General features: G+C 63.1%; 15 protein-coding genes. 5 read left to right on the top strand and 10 right to left on the bottom strand.

What is annotated here, in order from left to right:
- Positions 1-117: 117 nt before the first annotated feature.
- From IEY62_RS16395 to IEY62_RS16385, 3 genes are all read right to left on the bottom strand, one after another.
- The gene (locus IEY62_RS16395; protein ID WP_229785386.1) at positions 118-696 is read right to left on the bottom strand and encodes a hypothetical protein; all 579 of its coding nucleotides are present in this window, start codon (positions 694-696) and stop codon (positions 118-120) included.
- Between the two features lie 13 nt (positions 697-709).
- Complete coding sequence (locus tag IEY62_RS16390; RefSeq protein WP_189019762.1) at positions 710-2,116, bottom strand: cryptochrome/photolyase family protein; 1,407 nt, start codon at positions 2,114-2,116, stop codon at positions 710-712.
- Positions 2,117-2,207: 91 nt separating this feature from the next.
- Positions 2,208-2,546, bottom strand: a complete 339-nt coding sequence (locus tag IEY62_RS16385) for a hypothetical protein (protein WP_189019760.1) — start codon at positions 2,544-2,546, stop codon at positions 2,208-2,210.
- Between the two features lie 284 nt (positions 2,547-2,830).
- On the opposite strand from IEY62_RS16385, the gene IEY62_RS16380 reads away from it, so the two are divergent.
- A complete protein-coding gene (locus tag IEY62_RS16380; RefSeq protein ID WP_189019759.1) occupies positions 2,831-4,987 on the top strand; it encodes an amylo-alpha-1,6-glucosidase in 2,157 nt (718 codons plus the stop codon).
- A 103-nt stretch (positions 4,988-5,090) separates the two neighbouring features.
- Here the strand turns inward: IEY62_RS16380 and hxlA are convergent, their stop codons facing one another.
- A complete protein-coding gene (hxlA, locus tag IEY62_RS16375; protein WP_189019757.1) occupies positions 5,091-5,714 on the bottom strand; it encodes a 3-hexulose-6-phosphate synthase in 624 nt (207 codons plus the stop codon).
- Positions 5,715-5,763: 49 nt separating this feature from the next.
- A complete protein-coding gene (gene hxlB, locus IEY62_RS16370) occupies positions 5,764-6,354 on the bottom strand; it encodes a 6-phospho-3-hexuloisomerase (protein WP_189019755.1) in 591 nt (196 codons plus the stop codon).
- 148 nt (positions 6,355-6,502) lie between these two features.
- Here hxlB and IEY62_RS16365 point away from each other — a divergent pair, with 148 nt between their 5' ends.
- Positions 6,503-7,762 carry a helix-turn-helix transcriptional regulator gene (locus IEY62_RS16365; RefSeq protein WP_189019753.1) on the top strand — a complete coding sequence of 420 codons (1,260 nt, stop codon included), beginning with the start codon at positions 6,503-6,505 and terminating at the stop codon, positions 7,760-7,762.
- A 3-nt stretch (positions 7,763-7,765) separates the two neighbouring features.
- Here the strand turns inward: IEY62_RS16365 and IEY62_RS16360 are convergent, their stop codons facing one another.
- Both IEY62_RS16360 and IEY62_RS16355 read right to left on the bottom strand, forming a co-directional pair.
- Complete coding sequence (locus IEY62_RS16360) at positions 7,766-9,181, bottom strand: ferredoxin reductase (RefSeq protein ID WP_189019751.1); 1,416 nt, start codon at positions 9,179-9,181, stop codon at positions 7,766-7,768.
- The gene (locus IEY62_RS16355) at positions 9,178-10,482 is read right to left on the bottom strand and encodes an aromatic ring-hydroxylating oxygenase subunit alpha (RefSeq protein ID WP_189019749.1); all 1,305 of its coding nucleotides are present in this window, start codon (positions 10,480-10,482) and stop codon (positions 9,178-9,180) included. The genes IEY62_RS16360 and IEY62_RS16355 overlap by 4 nt, the downstream gene beginning before the upstream one ends.
- Before the next feature lie 169 nt (positions 10,483-10,651).
- On the opposite strand from IEY62_RS16355, the gene IEY62_RS16350 reads away from it, so the two are divergent.
- A complete protein-coding gene (locus IEY62_RS16350; protein WP_189019747.1) occupies positions 10,652-11,584 on the top strand; it encodes a LysR family transcriptional regulator in 933 nt (310 codons plus the stop codon).
- Positions 11,585-11,606: 22 nt separating this feature from the next.
- Here IEY62_RS16350 and IEY62_RS16345 read toward each other — a convergent pair whose 3' ends face one another.
- From IEY62_RS16345 to IEY62_RS16335, 3 genes are all read right to left on the bottom strand, one after another.
- Positions 11,607-11,831, bottom strand: coding sequence for a hypothetical protein (locus tag IEY62_RS16345; RefSeq protein ID WP_189019745.1), 225 nt, complete (start codon positions 11,829-11,831; stop codon positions 11,607-11,609).
- A 5-nt stretch (positions 11,832-11,836) separates the two neighbouring features.
- Positions 11,837-12,751 (bottom strand): pyridoxal 5'-phosphate synthase lyase subunit PdxS, encoded by a 915-nt coding sequence (pdxS, locus tag IEY62_RS16340; RefSeq protein ID WP_189019743.1) that lies wholly within the window; start codon positions 12,749-12,751, stop codon positions 11,837-11,839.
- A gap of 161 nt (positions 12,752-12,912) precedes the next feature.
- On the bottom strand, positions 12,913-13,593 hold the full coding sequence (locus IEY62_RS16335) for a GntR family transcriptional regulator (protein WP_189019741.1): 681 nt from the start codon (positions 13,591-13,593) through the stop codon (positions 12,913-12,915).
- A gap of 131 nt (positions 13,594-13,724) precedes the next feature.
- Here IEY62_RS16335 and purU point away from each other — a divergent pair, with 131 nt between their 5' ends.
- Positions 13,725-14,642, top strand: coding sequence for a formyltetrahydrofolate deformylase (gene purU, locus IEY62_RS16330; protein WP_189019739.1), 918 nt, complete (start codon positions 13,725-13,727; stop codon positions 14,640-14,642).
- Positions 14,643-14,691: 49 nt separating this feature from the next.
- Positions 14,692-17,184, top strand: coding sequence for a GcvT family protein (locus tag IEY62_RS16325; protein WP_189019737.1), 2,493 nt, complete (start codon positions 14,692-14,694; stop codon positions 17,182-17,184).
- The last annotated feature ends 15 nt before the right edge of the window (positions 17,185-17,199 follow it).

Here is a 17,199-nt window from a genome sequence, read left to right as displayed (position 1 = left end):
AATGCTCCTTTGCATCGTGAATGACTACCGTGCCGCTCAGTGCTGGGAACACGGCGGGAACACGTGACCAACTGTGATCCAGGTCATCTCTGAATCCGAATATACTCGGACTTCCTACTAATTTCCAGAGGGCTGTTCTTTCGGTCCTGCAGCGCCGCCCACCATGTCCGTCCGGGCCGGCCAGTGCCCGGTGACCTGGTGGAAATCGATGGCACGCAAGAGCGGCGTCATGTCGTAGGTCCTGATATTCAAGCTGAGCTTGACGCCCTCTACCGACTTGACCGTCAAGTACGGCTGCCCCTTCAACGTCTGGAAGCTGTAGTTGGCAATGTCGCTGTAGCGAAGAAGGTGCTCTTTGCCGAAAACACTGCGGAAGGCCACCTCAAAGTCCCGGGGAGCCACATAAAAGTTGCGATACATGAACACGAAAACCAGGCCACCCGCGATGATCGCCACCGAAGCGATACGGAAAGCCAGGGGATCCCGGGCATGGTCGGAGGTGAAGGCAACCAGCCCCATGAGAAGACCCACCACAAGGAAAAGCCAGCCCACAATCGCCACGACCTTGGGCATGCGGACCTGCTCCGGGTACTCCTTGGAGCGGTTGGGGTGCTTACGGGCCCACCAGGCAATCGCAGCGATGAAAAGGGCCGCAAACGCCATGATGAGGATCTTCAGAACAAGCTCAGTCGACATGCGGCAAGCCTACTCAGTGAACCTCTCTCATCTCCTTGTACGCTTCCAACGCTTCCGCCCGGGTGGTTTTGAGGTCCACGATTTCCTCCGGGTATTCGGGGGTCCCGAACTCGGGAATCCAGTGGGCAATGTACTTCCCCTGGGGATCGAACTTCACGCGCTGGGCCTCCGGGTTGAAAATCCGGAAGAACGGCGAGGCGTCAGCCCCGGAACCTGCCACCCACTGCCAATTGGCAGGATTCGACGCCGGATCCGCGTCCACCAGGGTGTCCCAGAACCACTGCTCCCCCAGCTGCCAATGAATGCCCAGGTTCTTCACCAGGAAACTCGCGGCAACCATACGGACCCGGTTGTGCATCCAGCCGGAGTGCCACAGTTGGCGCTGCCCTGCATCCACCATGGGGAAGCCGGTGCGGCCCTGTTGCCAGGCGCGGAACTCCTCCGGCGCCGACTCATGGCCAGGATGCTTGCCGTTGCTGTTGTTGGCATCCCCAGCGCCGCCGCCCGGCCACGCCCACGGAAAACGGTCAAACTCCGGGCGAAGATTCGCGGTAGCAAGCTCCGGATTGTGGAAGTACTGGTGCCAGCAAAACTCCCGCCACCCCAACTCGGACGCGAAAATCGAGGCGCTTTCAGAACGTTTGGAACCCAGCGAATGCCACACCTCGAACGGGCTGAGCTCACCCCAGCGCAAGTATGGCGAGAGGCAACTGCTGCCATCAGTATCCGGACGGTTGCGGCCCTCGCTGTAGTTGGAGAGGCCGTCTGCCACGAAATCGGCCAACCTCTTGTGGCCGGCGGCAGCGCCGGGCGTCCACATCTCGGCGAGGCCGCCGGACCAGTCCGGCTTGCCCGGCAGGAGACCCCAGGAATCCAGCTCGTCGTAAGCCGGGAGTTCGCCGGTGAATCCATGGCCTTCTTCAGGTACGGCCAGCGGCTCACGAAAATCCTGCGCGGACACCGTCCGCCAAAACGGCGTGAACACCTTGTACTGGCCACCGGTCTTGGTGGTGACCTCCCAAGGCTCATGAAGGAGGGAAGCCTGGAAGCTGGCCACATGCAAACCGGCTTCACCCGCCCAGGCCTTGATCCCTGCGTCGACCGTACGCTCAGCCGCACCGTACCGCCGGTTCCAATACAAGCCGCCCGCTCCGAGCGACGTCGTGGTTTTTCGGACAATTGAGGCAGCGTCACCGCGGCGCAAGAGAAGGGGAATGCCCAACGCGGCGAGGTCTTCGCCAAGAGCGGCCAGCGAATGGTGCAGCCACCAGCGGGAGGCACCACCGTGGGCGCGGATGCCTTGGGATTCCTCGTCAAGGACGTAAAGGGCAACGGCAGCCCCATCATCGACGGCGGCCCGCAGGGCAGGATTATCAGCGACCCTCAGGTCGTCGCGAAACCAAACGATGGACGGTTTCATTGAAGCCTTTCCGCGGAAACCTCTGGAAACAGGAACAGCCCATGCCCCCTATGAATCCTAGGGGCATGGGCTGAATGCTTGCTGAACGGGATCAGGCGATGGAAGCCACGGCCTGCTGACGGACCTCTGCAGCCGGCAGGTCTGCGGCGGTTTCGCTCCACATGGGAACGCTGTTGACCACGTAGTCCCTTGCTGCAGGTCCCACCATGCTCATCCCGGGATAGAGCCGCAGGCCATTTACCTTGGTGGTTTTCAAGCCCTCACGTTCGAGGGCGGTTTTGAAGGCAGAGTCGGGAATGGGGATTTTGCGTCCAAGAACGCACCAGCTGATGTACAGGCCGTAGAAAGTGTCAAAATCCAAGCCGTTCTCAGTGTCGTCCTCAAACACCACACAGTCGCGGATAAAGCTGCCTATTTGGGTGTCGGTCATTACGGGGCCTCCGGCGTCGGAAGAAAATGCGGGCCGCCGGTCTGCATCAGCGAATGTCCTGTTCCCTCACTATAGACCCCTTCTGCTTACCCGGACGAGGAAATGAGATTAACTCTGGGTGACGGAGCAGGTCTTCCTGACGCCCGGTGGTCATAACGGGGGCTGCGCAGAGCGGCCGGGATCTGGCGCTGGTCCTTCGGTCGGCGTAGCGTCGTCTTCATCTCCACACGCGGCCGGACAGGCGGCAGCGGCTGCAGCTCAAGCGGATCGAAAAGGAGCCTCACGTGGCTGGATGGAACGCTGACACAGCAGCCGGGCCCCTGGGGGCCGGGACCGTGACCTTGGTGGAAGGCTCGTCCTTCTGCATCTCCTCCGCCAATGGAGACATCCATCCTGAATTGCCCCACGGCGTTTTCCATTTGGACACCCGGATCCTCTCCAAGTGGGAGCTCACCGTCAACGGACAGGTCATCGAAGCCTTGGCAGCGGAAACCAGGGAACCGTACCGTGCCTCGTTCGTCGGGAGGGTTCCCCGCCCGGACGGGCACGCCGACAGTCCCCTGTTGGTGGAGCGGCTCCGGGAAGTGGGAAACGGAATCCGCGAAGAAATCACCGTCCGGAATTACTCGAACCAGGCCACCCAATGCCGCATCCTGCTGTCCGCGGAATCGGATTTCGCCGACCTTTTCGAAGTCAAGGAAGCGCGGATCACGCGGCAATGGACGGAAACCCACCTGCCTGATGGCGATTCCCTGGAAATCCGCGGGAATTGGGAGGGAATCCGGAAAAACGTGGTGATCCGGGCCGATGGTGCCGGTGCAGGTTCCAGGGCATTGGGTTTCACAGCGAAAATTCCCGCGTTCGGGAGCTGGAGTACCCGCGCCAGCGTGGTGCCAAAGCAACAAAGCGCCGGGATCGCTTTCACCCACCAGGATCCGGTGGGGCTCTCGCCCAGCGATCAGCGCCGGCAGGATTGGGTTGCCCGGATCCCTGTTGTGCAGCTCAGCAACCGGTCGATCGAAGACACCCTCCGCCGCAGTTACGAGGACCTTGGGGCGCTCCGCATCCAGGATCCGGATCACCCCGAAAGGGTGGTTGTGGCCGCCGGGGCCCCGTGGTTCATGACGCTGTTCGGCCGGGATTCCCTGTGGGCGTCCGAGATGGCCCTTCCCGTGGACCCCTCCTTGGCTTTGGGCACTTTGCGTACGCTGGCCGACCGTCAGGGCACGGTGGTGGATGAGGCCACCGAGGAAGAGCCGGGAAAGATTCTTCACGAGGTCAGGCTGGGAGTGTCCGGGGGCCTGGCCCTGGGCGGCAAATCCGCTTACTACGGAAGCGTGGACGCCACGCCGCTGTTTGTGGTGGTGCTTGGCTCGGTGAGCCGCTGGGGCTTCGCCAAGGACGCGATCTCGGCACTCCTGCCGCACGCGGACCGGGCCTTGGAATGGATCCGGACCTACGGCGACCGTGACGGCGACGGTTTCGTGGAGTACGGGCGGCCCAACGAGCATGGGCTCATCAACCAGGGCTGGAAGGACTCCTGGGATGGCATCAATTTTGCGGACGGCACCCTGGCTGAACCGCCCCTGGCGCTGTGCGAGGTCCAGGCATACGTGCACGGCGCCTATGTGGCGCGTGCCTGGATGGCCTACGACGACGGCGACCTCGCCTTGGCGGAAAGCCTGCGGGAACGCGCGGAGGACCTGAAGAAGCGGTTCAACGAGCAGTTCTGGATGCCGGACAAGGGCTACTACGCTGTGGCACTGGACCGCAACAAGCGGCCCGTGGACGCGTGCGCTTCCAACATGGGGCACTGCCTGTGGTTTGGCTTGATCGACGAAGACAAAGCCCCCGCAGTGGTGGAGCGGCTGATGTCCCCCGAAATGTTCAGCGGATGGGGTGTCCGGACACTCGCCAAGAACATGGGTGCCTACAACCCCGCCAGCTATCACAACGGCTCCGTATGGCCGCACGACAATGCGCTGATTGTGTCCGGCCTGCTCCGATACGGCTTCGTGGAGGAAGCCCAACGGATAGCAACCGCAATGCTTGAAGCAGCCGAGATCTCAGGCGACCGGCTGCCCGAGCTCTTCTGCGGATTCGACCGCTCGCAATTCCGGGAACCTGTCCCCTATCCCACAGCTTGCTCACCCCAGGCGTGGGCCGCCACCACGCCCATCCACCTGGTCATGAGCCTGTTGCGCTACGACACACACATCTCCTTGGGCGGCATCTGGCTGGACCCGGTGCTGCCGGCTTCGTTCGGGGACCTGCACATCCGCAACGCGCCCATGGGCAGCGGGCGAATCACCATTGACGCCTCCGGCACGGAAGCGACGGTCCAGGGCATACCTGAAGGCCTGACGGTCCATCACGGGCAACGGCCCTGGATGTCGGACCTGGTGGAGCGGGCCCACCACCGGACTCCCGAGATCACCTAGGCACGGGAGCCCGCCGGAACAGCTGGCCACCGCCAGCAAGTAGCCCGGAAGAGCGTCCCCTCAAGGACGCTCTCCCGGGCTAACCCGACAAGCAACCGGAACGTTACTGGATGGCTGCTTTGAGTTCCTTTGCCGCCAGTTCCGGATCAGCTGCGCTGTAGATGGCGCTTCCGGCCACGGCTACGTCGGCACCGGCCAACTGGACTGCGGCAATGGTGGATGCGTTGACTCCGCCTGCCACGGAGAACGGCACGCGGGCTTCTTCTCCGGCGTTGAGGAGGCCCCGCAGGTCATAGCCCGGCTGGGCCTGCTCATCCAGGCCGGCGTGGAACTCGATGAACTTGGCTCCCAAGGACCTGGCTTCCTTGGCGCGGGAGACCTTGTCGGCCACGCCGATCAGGTCCACCACAATGCCCTTGTTGTGGGACTGTGCGGCCTTGACGGCACCGGCGATTGTGGAGTCATCGGCGGTTCCAAGGACCGATACCAAATCGGCCCCTGCCTTGAAGGCGATGTCGGCTTCAAGTTCACCGGCGTCCATGGTCTTCATGTCGGCGAACACGATCTTGTTGGGGTGGGCTTCCTTGATGGCAGTGACGGCCGAGAGGCCCTCGGCCTTGATCAGCGGCGTGCCCAGCTCGATGATGTCCACGTGCTCGGCCACTTTGCCGGCGAGGTCCAAGGCATCTTCGATGGTGAGGAGATCAAGGGCAACTTGCAGTTTCATGGTGTTCTACTTTCTTTTCCTGGGTGGCTTTTGAGGAGAGTTAAGCGGTCTATTCGAGGTTTGCGTGGCGCAACCAGAGCTTTTCGGCAGGTTCGGCGGTGACTTCCCAAAGGGATTGGAACACCGACTCGGTCACCAGGAGAACGGATTGTTCAAAGAGGCTGCCCGAGTATTGCCGGGAGAGGGTGGAGCCGTGGTCTGTCTTCCGGGCGGCCGGAACAACCACCAGCGCATCGGCGAAGCCCGCGACGGCGGAAGAAGGGTTGGTGGTTATTGCTGCCACCCGCGCCCCCGCTGCCAGTGCTGTCTGGGCTGCTTTGACCACACCGGACGTGGTCCCGGAACCGGAGGCCACCAGCAACAAGTCGCCGTCAGTGATGGCCGGAGTTGTGGTGTCGCCGGCCACGTGGACCGTCAACCCCAGATGCATCAGGCGCATCGCCGCCATGCGGAGCACCAGCCCGCTCCGGCCGGCTCCCGCCAGGAAGACCCGATCTGCTGAACGGACTTCCTCTGCAAGGCGGGCAACCTGGCCATAATCCAGATCGGAAGCAACGCCCGCAAGCTCTGCCAGGATCAGGGACGCGTTGCCGGCGACGCCGTCAGCCGTGGCTGTCGCAGTTTCTTCGGAGACGTTCACGTTTCACTCCTTCTTGGGTGGTCAATGGCGGCTTCGGACCTGAAAACTATTCTTCCGACTCGCTGGGGTGGGCATAACGCTGAAAAGGGACAGTCTTAGCCACCCTTTCGGGTAGGCAAGGCTGTAGTCGCTCCTCTACTCTTGGTACATGCCCGAGCCACTCCCCTGGCAGCTCCTCAGCGCCATCGAAGACATCACCCAAGCACCCCTTGCACGCATCGCGGAGAGCCTGTGGGCGGCCCTTTCGCCAGTCGTGCCCTCCAGCGCCCTGGTGATCTTCACGGAAGACTGCACAGGCCGGCCCCAGAAGAAGGCGGGCGACGAGGGGATTGTCAGCCGCGTCTCCATTCCCGAACTTGATGGCATCCGGGCGGCCATGGAGGGGAAAGGACCATGGCGGACGCACGCAAGGGTCGCAGGGCAGGAGCGCGACATCCTGGCCTTCACCTACCCGCCCAGCAACGCCCTTCTGGTCCTCACAGATCCGGAGCTTCCCGGGGACGCCGAAGCACTGCGCCTCGCATCGTACCTTTGGGGGCTCACGGCGGCCCGTATCCAGGAGAAGGTCAGCGACGCACCGCCGTCGTATCTTTTGGAATCCCGGGCCGCATCAGCGGAACGGATCCGCGTCACCGCAGAGCTGGTGGACCAGCACTCCACCACCCTTGAAACCCTGCTGGCCGCGCTGCGGTCCAGCTCCATGGACGATCACGCGGCCCGGATGTCCGTGACGGACCTCGCCGTCAAGGCATTGGTCGGACTCAGGACCCTGAACGACCGCACCAGCGACCTGGTGGAAGAACCTGTGAGCACAGCCTTCCAAAGGCTCCGGGAAGACCTCCGGCCGTTGATGCATTTCAGCAACATCGACATCCAGTTCATCGAGCCACCCGCCAATGGACGTGCCCTGCCCGGAGAGGTAGCCCACGCTGCCAGGGCTGTCGTCAGGGGCCTGGTCCTGGCCATCGCCGAGCAACCGGAAGTGCACCGTGTCCGGGCCCAATGGGACTGCGACGGGGAGAACCTGCTGATCAATGTCAGGGACGACGGACGCGGCGAACTGTCCCCCGACGCTTCCAACATGGAACGGCTCCGCCAAAAAGTGCAGGCCCTGAACGGCAAAATGAGCGTCGACGTCATGCACGGATGGGGAGCGGATATCTCTGTGGCGCTGCCCCTTGACCCACCGGCGGCGCCCGTGGGGAACGTTGCCGAGTGGGGGCTGGCAGCACGGGAATTGGAAGTTCTTCAGTTCCTGGCGTCCGGGCAACGCAACCGCGCCATCGCCGCCGAACTGAACATCAGTGAAAACACCGTGAAATTCCATCTCCGGAACCTGTTCCGGAAGCTGGACGTCCGGTCCCGCACTGAGGCCATTGCGCTGGCCCACAGTGCGGGACTCCGGTAGCAGCTAGGCGTCGATCACCATATCGGTGCGTGCCGTGGAGCAGCAGGGCAGGAACTTGCCGGCGTCGATTTCCCGCGCCCGGATTCCGCCCTGGTGGTTCATGTCGACCTCGCCCGAAAGCTTGACCACTTTGCAGGAGCCGCACATGCCTTCCTTGCAGTTGGCGCCGATCCTGACCCCGGCACGCTGGGCCACCCCGAGAATGTGTTCGTCGGGGTCGATACGGACGTTGACACCGGTGCGGAGGAAGGACAGGGTGAGGCTTCCCGTGCCGACCGTGTCAAAGCTCGAGGCATCAGGAATTACGGCCTCGGGCGCCTGGCCCTGACCGCCGTTGGACGCTTCGGAACCCGACTTATCCGGTTCGGAGGTTTCCAGCGGCAGTCCCGTGGCTTCCAGGGTCCCTTCGGCGTCGTAGCCGGGCTCGTAGAGCCCGAACGCCGCGGGCTGGCTTTCGTAGTAATCCTCGGCGGAATCGGCGATTTCTTCCGCGATTTCCTCGGCAATGTCTGCTGCCAGCGCCACCTCAGCCTGGTATTCAAGAAGGGTCTGGCGGTCGCCGGTAAAGAACTCCATGTAAATGGAGGTGTCGTCAACGCCTACCTTTTTGAGCAGCTCGGTGGCCGTGTTCAGGTAACCTTCCGGGCCGCAGGCATAGACCTGCCTGCCATTGGCATCGGGGGCCACCTCTTCGAGCATGGCCGCGGTCAACCGCCCGCTCAGACCCTCCCAGCCCTCGGGCTTGCTGCGGTCGCCCAGGGAATAGAAGACCCGGATCCGCGAGTCCACGGAAGCGATGTAGGCAAGCTCCCGGTGGAAAGCGAAACCTCCGGCTTCAGCTCCGTGGTAGAGGACAACCACATCGGCATGTCCCGGCAGGGAGTGCACGGTCCGCACCATCGACATGATGGGAGTGATGCCCGCCCCGGCCGCCAGCAACAGGTACCGGGCACGCCGGTCCGCATCGGGCAGGTGGAACGCACCAACGGGTCCGAGCATTTCCAGGACTGTCCCGGGCTTGACGTTCTCATGGACCCACGGTGAAACCAGGCCGCCGGCATCGCGTTTGACGCTGATGCTGAAGGTCCACGGCTCGGTGGGTGAACTGGACAGCGAGTAGCTGCGGTCCACAGGGTCCTGGTCCTCGCCGTTCACCGGGAACGCCACGTTGACGTACTGCCCTGCGCGGAACGCGAGGGGGGCGCCATCGCTCCGCCGGAAGACAAACGTCATGAGGCCGCCCGCTTCAGGAACGGTTTCCACGCATTCGGCCATGAACTCCTGCGGATGCCAGGGACCCAGGGCACGGGCAGCGCGGGCGGGTGCCTCGCTGCTGCCCATTACACGGTTCCAGGGCATCTCAAGCCCCCGGATGCGCTGTGGCTCCTGGATGGCTGTTTCGGTGAGGAGTTCAATCATGCCAAGTGCTCCTGCACGCGCTGGACGTACCAGTTGATGAATGCCTCCACCTGGTATTCGCTCTTCATGTAAGGGCCGGGCTCGTAGGCGGGGCTTCCGGCACCCGTCTGGCACAGCTCAACGAACGCCTTGTCCTGCAGGTTCGTCTGCTTCCAGGTGTAGGTGAGCTTTTCCAGGTCGTAGTCGACGCCTTCCACGGCGTCGTCAGCTACCAACCAGGTGGTGCGGACCAGCGACTGGTGTTCATTGATGGGGAAGACGCCGAACGTGATGACGTGGTCGCCCAGGAAGTGGAACCAGCTGTTGGGCTGCAGGTGCATGGAGCAACGGCCCAGGCGGAAGTCACGCAGGTCGCCGAGAAGCTTCTTGGAGAGCCGGCGGCCGTCGGCAGAGAACGACTCGCCTTCGCCGTCCAGGGATTCGCGCGAGATGCGGATGCCGGCAATACGGGTATCGAGTTCCTCAACCACCTCGTAGGGCAGTCCGTAGCGGCGGCAACGCTCCTCGAGGGAGGACTGGGCTTCCTTGTTACGGTCCCAAACCTCTTCAAGGTGGGCCGGGATCAGTCCCTCGGTCAGGCCCCAGGTGGGGAACAGCGAGCAGGCGAGTTCCGGGTGGCCATCACAGTGGTAGCACTCACGGTTGTTCTCCATGACGAGCTTCCAGTTGCCCTCTTCGATGATGTTCTGCTGGTAGGCAATCTTCGTCTTGGACAGATCGTGGGGCGCCAGGTAGGGCTCGAAGATCTTGGAGGTCTCGTCAAAGTCTGTGGGCGGCTCGTTGGCGATGCAGACAAAAATGAGTCCGGCAACCTCACGGCTGTGGGCACGCTTGAGGGCGAAGCAGTTCTTGTCGAACTTGGCCTCTCCCGGCGCCGAGGCGTGGATCAGGTTGCCTTCGGGCGAGTACGTCCAGGAGTGGTAGCCGCAGACCAGGTTGCCAGTGGAACCAGCGGACTCCGTCAGGACCCGGGCGCCGCGGTGGCGGCACACGTTGTGCATGACATTGATGCCGCCGTCGTCGTTGCGCAGCACGATCAGGGAGTAGGGGCCGTAGTCAACCGTGATGTAATCACCGGGTTCCGGCAGTTCGGCGACGCTTCCGGCGAAGATCCAGTGCTGGCCGAAGATGGCTTCCATGTCGATCTTGAAGATCGTGGGATCGGTGTAGAAGGGTGCATCCAGGGAGTAGCCGGTGCGGCGGAACTCGAAGAGGGCGCTGATCTCCGCCAGCTGCTCTGCAGGCAATGTTGAGGCGAGTTTTCCGCGTGAATTAAGGGGCACGTTCACTTGAGCAGTCATGGGTTTCCTCCCGGGAGGCTGGGTCAGTTGGGGGTTCTTGGGGGCCGCGGGTGCATCGTCGCAAGCGGCGTTGTCGAAGTCTTCGTAGTACGAGATTAGGGACGATTGCAGTGCAACAAAAGCGCAATATTTAGGAGATAACCATGCGCAATAGGTGCATGATAGGTCCATGATCGATCAGAGGCTGATAACACTTCGGGTGTTCGCCAGGTGCGGCACTGTGGGGGCGACGGCCGAGCTCACGGGATATTCCCCCTCCGCCGTCTCAGCGCAGTTGCGCGAGCTCCAGCGCGTCCTGGGCATGCAACTGCTCACCAAGGACGGCCGGGGCGTGCGACTGACCGCCACAGGGCGCTTTCTGGTGGCGGGCTCGGACACCCTTATTGCAGAGTGGGAAACGTTGCGTGCCGCAGCAATGGAGGCCGGCGACCAGGTGCAGTCGCACTTTGGCCTGGGCGGATTCTCGACGGCGGCCGCGCAGCTTCTCGCGCCACTGGCCGCCACGCTGCGGTCCACCCGCCCGTTGCTGGAGGTGCAGGTACTGGAGGCAAATCCGTCCCGCTGCTTCGACCTGCTGGTGGCTGAGCGCATCGACCTAGCAGTCATTGTTGCCATGCAGTCCGACACCTACGGCGAGGACGATCCCCGCTTTGAGCAGACGGTCCTGCTCGACGACCCATTGGACGTCATCCTTCCGGCGGATCATCCCCTGGCTGCACGGCAGACGGTAACGCTCGAGGAACTGGCGTCGGAGCCGTGGATCACGGAGGCTGCGGGGTCCACCTACCACTCCTTGTTCACTGCGGCATTCACGGCGGTGGGCGTGACGCCGCGGATCGCGCACGAAGCCGTTGAATGGGAGACCCAAATCGCGTTCGTGGGCGCCGGGCTGGGAGTGGGCCTGCTGCCCCGGCTGGCGCCCCTGCACAGCGCAGAGAACGTTGTGCGGCTGCGTATTACCGGCAAGGGGAAACCCGCGCGCCGCATTGTCGCAGCGGTTCGCAGGGGCAGCATCGCCTCGCCCTTGATCCAGGAGTCACTGGACATCCTGCAAAAAACGGCCCAACGGATCCTGACGACCCGGCCGGAGGATGAGGCCTGAGTTTGGCAGGCAGGTTGGCCCTCTAGGCCCAGACCTCGTACCCGGTGGACTGGTCAAAGAGCTTGCGCCGGTCAGCTCCGTTCGCTGCGATCCAGAGAACGGAGTCATCAGCAGCCGTCTGCTCCACAACCCCGGTGACTACCCGGTCGCCCTTGAGCCAGACTTCGACGACGTGTCCTGTCAGCTGGGCCCAGTCCTTGCGCAAGGCGCGCCCCTCCACCGTCCTGGCCGGCTTTGTCTGCACCATCTCCGTCACCATCCGCGTTCTGCGAGGCGGTGCGGTTGGGGGATGTCGTCGACGTTGATGCCGACCATGGCTTCGCCCAGGCCGCGGGAGACTTTTGCGATCACGTCAGGATCGTCGTAGTAGGCAGTAGCGTTTACGACGGCGGCCGCACGCTCTGCGGGGTTGCCGGACTTGAAGATACCCGAGCCAACGAACACGCCGTCGGCGCCGAGCTGCATCATCATCGCAGCATCAGCCGGGGTTGCGATGCCACCGGCAGTGAACAACACCACGGGAAGCTTGCCCGTGGCAGCGATCTCCTTGACCAGCTCGTACGGGGCCTGCAACTCCTTGGCCGCGACGTACAGCTCGTCCTCGGGGAGGGCGGCGAGCTTGGCGATCTCCGAACGGATCTTGCGCATGTGGCCGGTGGCGTTGGAAACATCGCCGGTGCCGGCTTCGCCCTTGGAGCGGATCATGGCCGCGCCCTCGTTGATGCGGCGCAGCGCCTCACCAAGGTTGGTGGCACCACAGACGAAGGGGACGGTGAAGTTCCACTTGTCGATGTGGTTGATGTAGTCCGCCGGGGTCAGGACCTCGGACTCGTCGATGTAGTCCACACCGAGGGACTGCAGGACCTGGGCCTCGACGAAGTGGCCGATGCGGGCCTTCGCCATGACCGGGATGGACACAGCGGCGATGATCTGATCAATCATGTCCGGATCGGACATCCGGGACACGCCACCCTGGGCGCGGATATCAGCCGGGACACGCTCAAGCGCCATGACGGCGACAGCACCGGCATCCTCGGCGATGCGGGCCTGCTCGACGTTAACGACGTCCATGATGACGCCGCCCTTGAGCATCTCAGCCATGCCCCGCTTAACGCGGCTGCTGCCCGTAAGCGGGATGTGTTCGAAAAGAGGGTGTCGTGTAGTCACGTGATACTCCGGGGACTTGGGGGGCTGTGATTCCATCACGAGCACCGGACCAGGACGCTGGCCAAGCATGCGTCCTAATATCCGAGTGATATATTAGTGAGGAGTCCAGTATGCAAGTGACCCGTCTCCGCGTCAACCACTCCTGAGGGTGGCCGCTCCGCCTAGGCTGCGAACAGTGCTTGGCGGACCGCCCGCTCAAAGCCGTTGACATGGACCCGGGCGAGCTCGGCAGCTTCTTCTTCATTGCCGTCTATGACTGCGCGCAGAAGGTCCAGGTGCTCACGGACGTGATGTTCAAGATCGGGCAAGCGGTCAAGCACCATGCACCAGATCCGCGTAGCCAGGTTGTCGTAGCGGATCAGAATGTCTTCCAGGTGCGGATTCGCGGCCGCGGCATAAATACCCTGATGGACACTTGCATCGAGGCGGAGCGTCTCAACCACCGACGCCGCGCTGACATCAAAATCTTCAACAGCCCGCATGACCTCCCGCAGGTGTTCCCTGGTGGATGCCGAGGCAACCCGGGCCGCGCGAGCTGCTGCCAAGGGCTCCAGCTGCGCCCGGATCTCGGAGATAAAGGCCAAGTCAGTCACCTCCACGCGGGTCGCGAACGTTCCGCGCCGTGGGTAGGTGATCACCAGTCGGTCCAGTTCCAGGCGCTTCAAGGCTTCCCGGACAGGAGTACGTCCGATTTCCAACTCCCTGGCGAGCTGGTCATCGTTAAGGATGTCCCCCGGCTTGATGTCCAGCATCAGCAGGCGGTCGCGCAAACGTTCATAGGCCACGTCAGCCAGAGATTTCCTGGTGGCATCGCCGATGCTTGCGAGAGTTCCAGTAGCCACTGCGCCAACCCCTTCTTCAAAACCGGGAAATCTATTGACCTGCCCCGGACACCAGTATACGCTGATTCCCAATCCTAATATATCAGTTCGTATTTCAGGAATATATCTAGGCAAACACCTAAGGAGGACACATGACCCTCGTGGCTTCAGACTCACACCTCAGCACCCTTCCGGCAGAACGCGGCCAGCTCAAGGACGAGCAGACGCAGAAGTTCGTACTCACACTGTCGTGCGTCGAACAGCCGGGCATTGTGCAGGCAGTCACCACTTTCCTCTTCGACCGCGGCTTCAACATCGAAGAACACCAGCAGTTCGACGACAGCCTGCGCCAGACACTGCACCTGCGCACTGCCTTTTCCGGCCCCCAGAGCTACTCGCCGGAACAGCTTGATGCAGAGTTCCGGTCAATCGCAGACCGCTTCGACATGCAGTTCAGCTTCCACGACCAGACCAAGCAGCGGGTCCTGGTGATGGTCTCCAAGTTTGGCCACTGCCTCAACGACCTCATCTTCCGCTGGCGCGGAGGCAGCCTTGGCGGCGAGCTTGTGGCAGTTGTCTCCAACCACGAGACCCACCGTGCCATGGCCGAGGCAGCCGGCCTGCCTTTCATCCACATCCCTGTCACCCCGGACACCAAGGCCGAAGCAGAGCAAAGGCTCCTGGAACTTGTGGACGAATACGAGGCAGACCTGGTGGTCCTGGCCCGCTACATGCAGGTCCTTTCGAACGACCTGTGCCGCAAGCTGGAAGGACGTGCGATCAACATCCACCATTCCTTCCTCCCCGGCTTCAAGGGTGCCCGCCCCTACCACCAGGCCTATGACCGCGGCGTGAAGCAGGTGGGTGCCACCGCCCACTACGTCACCGCGGACCTGGATGAGGGACCGATCATCGAGCAGGAGGTCATCCGCGTGGACCACAGCTACGGCCCCAACGCGCTTTCCACCGTTGGCCAGGACGCCGAAGCGCTGGCGCTTTCCCGTGCCGTTCGCTGGCACTGCGAACACCGCGTCCTTCTGGACCGGACCAGCACGGTCGTCTTCCGCTAACCAGCCCGTTCAAGCCCGCCCCACACGAACTTCTGCAGGAGAATCTTTCATGGCATCCACGCCCCGCATTGTCATCATCGGAGCCGGGATCGTCGGCACCAACCTCGCCGACGAACTGGTCACCCGTGGCTGGAACAACATCACCGTCCTGGACCAGGGCCCCCTGAACATGCCCGGGGGTTCCACCTCGCACGCACCGGGACTGGTTTTCCAGACCAACCCCTCAAAGTCCATGGCCCTTTTCGCCAAGTACACGGTGGAAAAGCTGCTGTCCCTGACGGAGGATGGCCAGAGCTGCTTCAACCAGGTGGGCGGCCTTGAAGTAGCCACCACCGAAACCCGTCTGGCAGACCTCAAGCGCAAGCTCGGTTACGCGCAGTCCTGGGGTATCGACGGCAAGATCCTCTCCCGCGAAGAGTGCAAGGAGCTTTACCCGCTCATCAACGAGGAAGACATCCTCGGCGGCCTCCATGTACCTACCGACGGCCTGGCCCTGGCTGCCCGCGCAGTCCAGTTGCTCATCAAGCGCACCGAAGCAGCCGGCGTGAAGTACATCGGCAACACTGAAGTGACCGGCATCGAACAGTCCAACCGCCGCGTGACCGGCGTCGAGACCGCCGACGGCGTGATCCCGGCGGACATCGTGGTTTCCTGCGCAGGCTTCTGGGGCGCCAAGGTTGGCGAGCTGATCGGGATGTCCGTCCCGCTCCTTCCGTTGGCCCACCAGTACGTCAAGACCACGCCGGTCCCGGCTCAGAAGGGCAAGAACGAACTGCCCAACGGCGCCCGGCTGCCCATCCTGCGCCACCAGGACCAGGACCTTTACTACCGCGAGCACGGCGAGCGCTACGGCATCGGCTCCTACGCACACCGCCCCATGCCCGTGGATCTGGATGAACTGGGCAGCTACGAGCCCAGCAGCATCAGCGAACACAACATGCCTTCCCGCCTGGACTTCACCCTGGAAGACTTCCTGCCAGCCTGGGAAGCAACCAAGCAGATCCTCCCGGCGCTGCGTGAAAGCGAAATCGAGGATGGCTTCAACGGCATCTTCTCCTTCACCCCGGACGGCGGCTCCCTGGTGGGCGAGTCCAAGGAAGTGGACGGGTTCTTCGTGGCCGAGGCCGTGTGGGTCACCCACTCCGCCGGCATCGCCCGTGCCGTGGCCGAGCTCCTTGTGGACGGCAAGTCGCAGATTGACCTGGGCGACTGCGACATCCACCGCTTCGAAGAAGTCCAGCTGACCCCTGAGTACGTCAGCGAGACCTCCCAGCAGAACTTCGTGGAAATCTACGATGTCCTGCACCCGCTCCAGCCCAAGCTCTCACCGCGCAACCTTCGCGTCAGCCCCTTCCACGCCCGCCACAAGCAGCTGGGTGGCTACTTCCTGGAAGGCGCCGGCTGGGAACGCCCGTACTGGTTCGAGGCCAACGCCGAACTGTTGAAGGAAATGCCGGACGAATGGCAGCCGCCGGCCCGCGATGCCTGGTCCGGAATGTTCAGCTCCCCCATCGCAGCGGCGGAGGCCTGGAAGACCCGTACGGCAGTTGCCATGTACGACATGACGCCGCTGAAGCGCCTGGAAGTTTCCGGCCCCGGAGCCCTGAAGCTCCTGCAGGAACTGACCACCGGCGATCTCGCCAAGAAGCCAGGCGCCGTCACCTACACCCTTCTCCTTGATGAGGCCGGTGGTATCCGAAGCGACATCACGGTTGCCCGCCTGGACGAGGAGACGTTCCAGCTTGGCGCCAACGGCAACATCGACACCGCCTACTTTGAGCGCGCGGCCCGCCACCAGACGGCCAATGGAAGCGCCGGCGACTGGGTCCAGGTCCGCGACACCACCGGCGGCACCTGCTGCATCGGCCTCTGGGGCCCCCTTGCCCGCGACCTCATCAGCACCGTCAGCAGCGACGACTTCACGAATGACGGCCTGAAGTACTTCCGCGCCAAGAAGGTCACCATCGGCGGCGTCACGGTCACCGCCATGCGTTTGTCCTACGTGGGCGAACTCGGCTGGGAGCTCTACACCAGCGCAGATAACGGCCAGCGCCTCTGGGACGCCTTGTGGAAGGCCGGCCAGCCGTTCGGCGTCATTGCCGCAGGCCGTGCCGCCTTCAGCTCGCTGCGCCTGGAAAAGGGCTACCGCTCCTGGGGCTCGGACATGACCACCGAGCACGATCCCTACGAGGCCGGCCTCGGTTTCGCAGTGAAGATGACCAAGGAAAACTTCGTCGGCAAGGCGGCCCTTGAAGGACGCACCGAGGAAGGCTCCGCCCGCCGCTTGCGCTGCTTGACGGTCGACGACGGCAGGAGCCTGGTGCTGGGCAAGGAACCGGTGTTCTACAAGGACCAGGCGGTGGGTTACGTCACCAGCGCCGCTTACGGTTACTCGGTCCGGAAGCCGATCGCCTACGCCTACCTTCCTGCAGCGGTTTCACTGGGTGACTCCGTTGAAATCGAGTACTTCGGCCGCCGCATCCAGGCCACCGTTACCGAAGATCCGCTGTACGACCCCACCATGAGCCGGCTCCGCGGCTAGGACGCCCCGCAATCA

This window comes from Paenarthrobacter histidinolovorans, assembly GCF_014647595.1.
Lineage (GTDB): Bacteria > Actinomycetota > Actinomycetes > Actinomycetales > Micrococcaceae > Arthrobacter > Arthrobacter histidinolovorans.
Note: the sequence above shows the minus strand (reverse complement) of the source record. Positions and strands in the feature narration are given on the sequence as shown.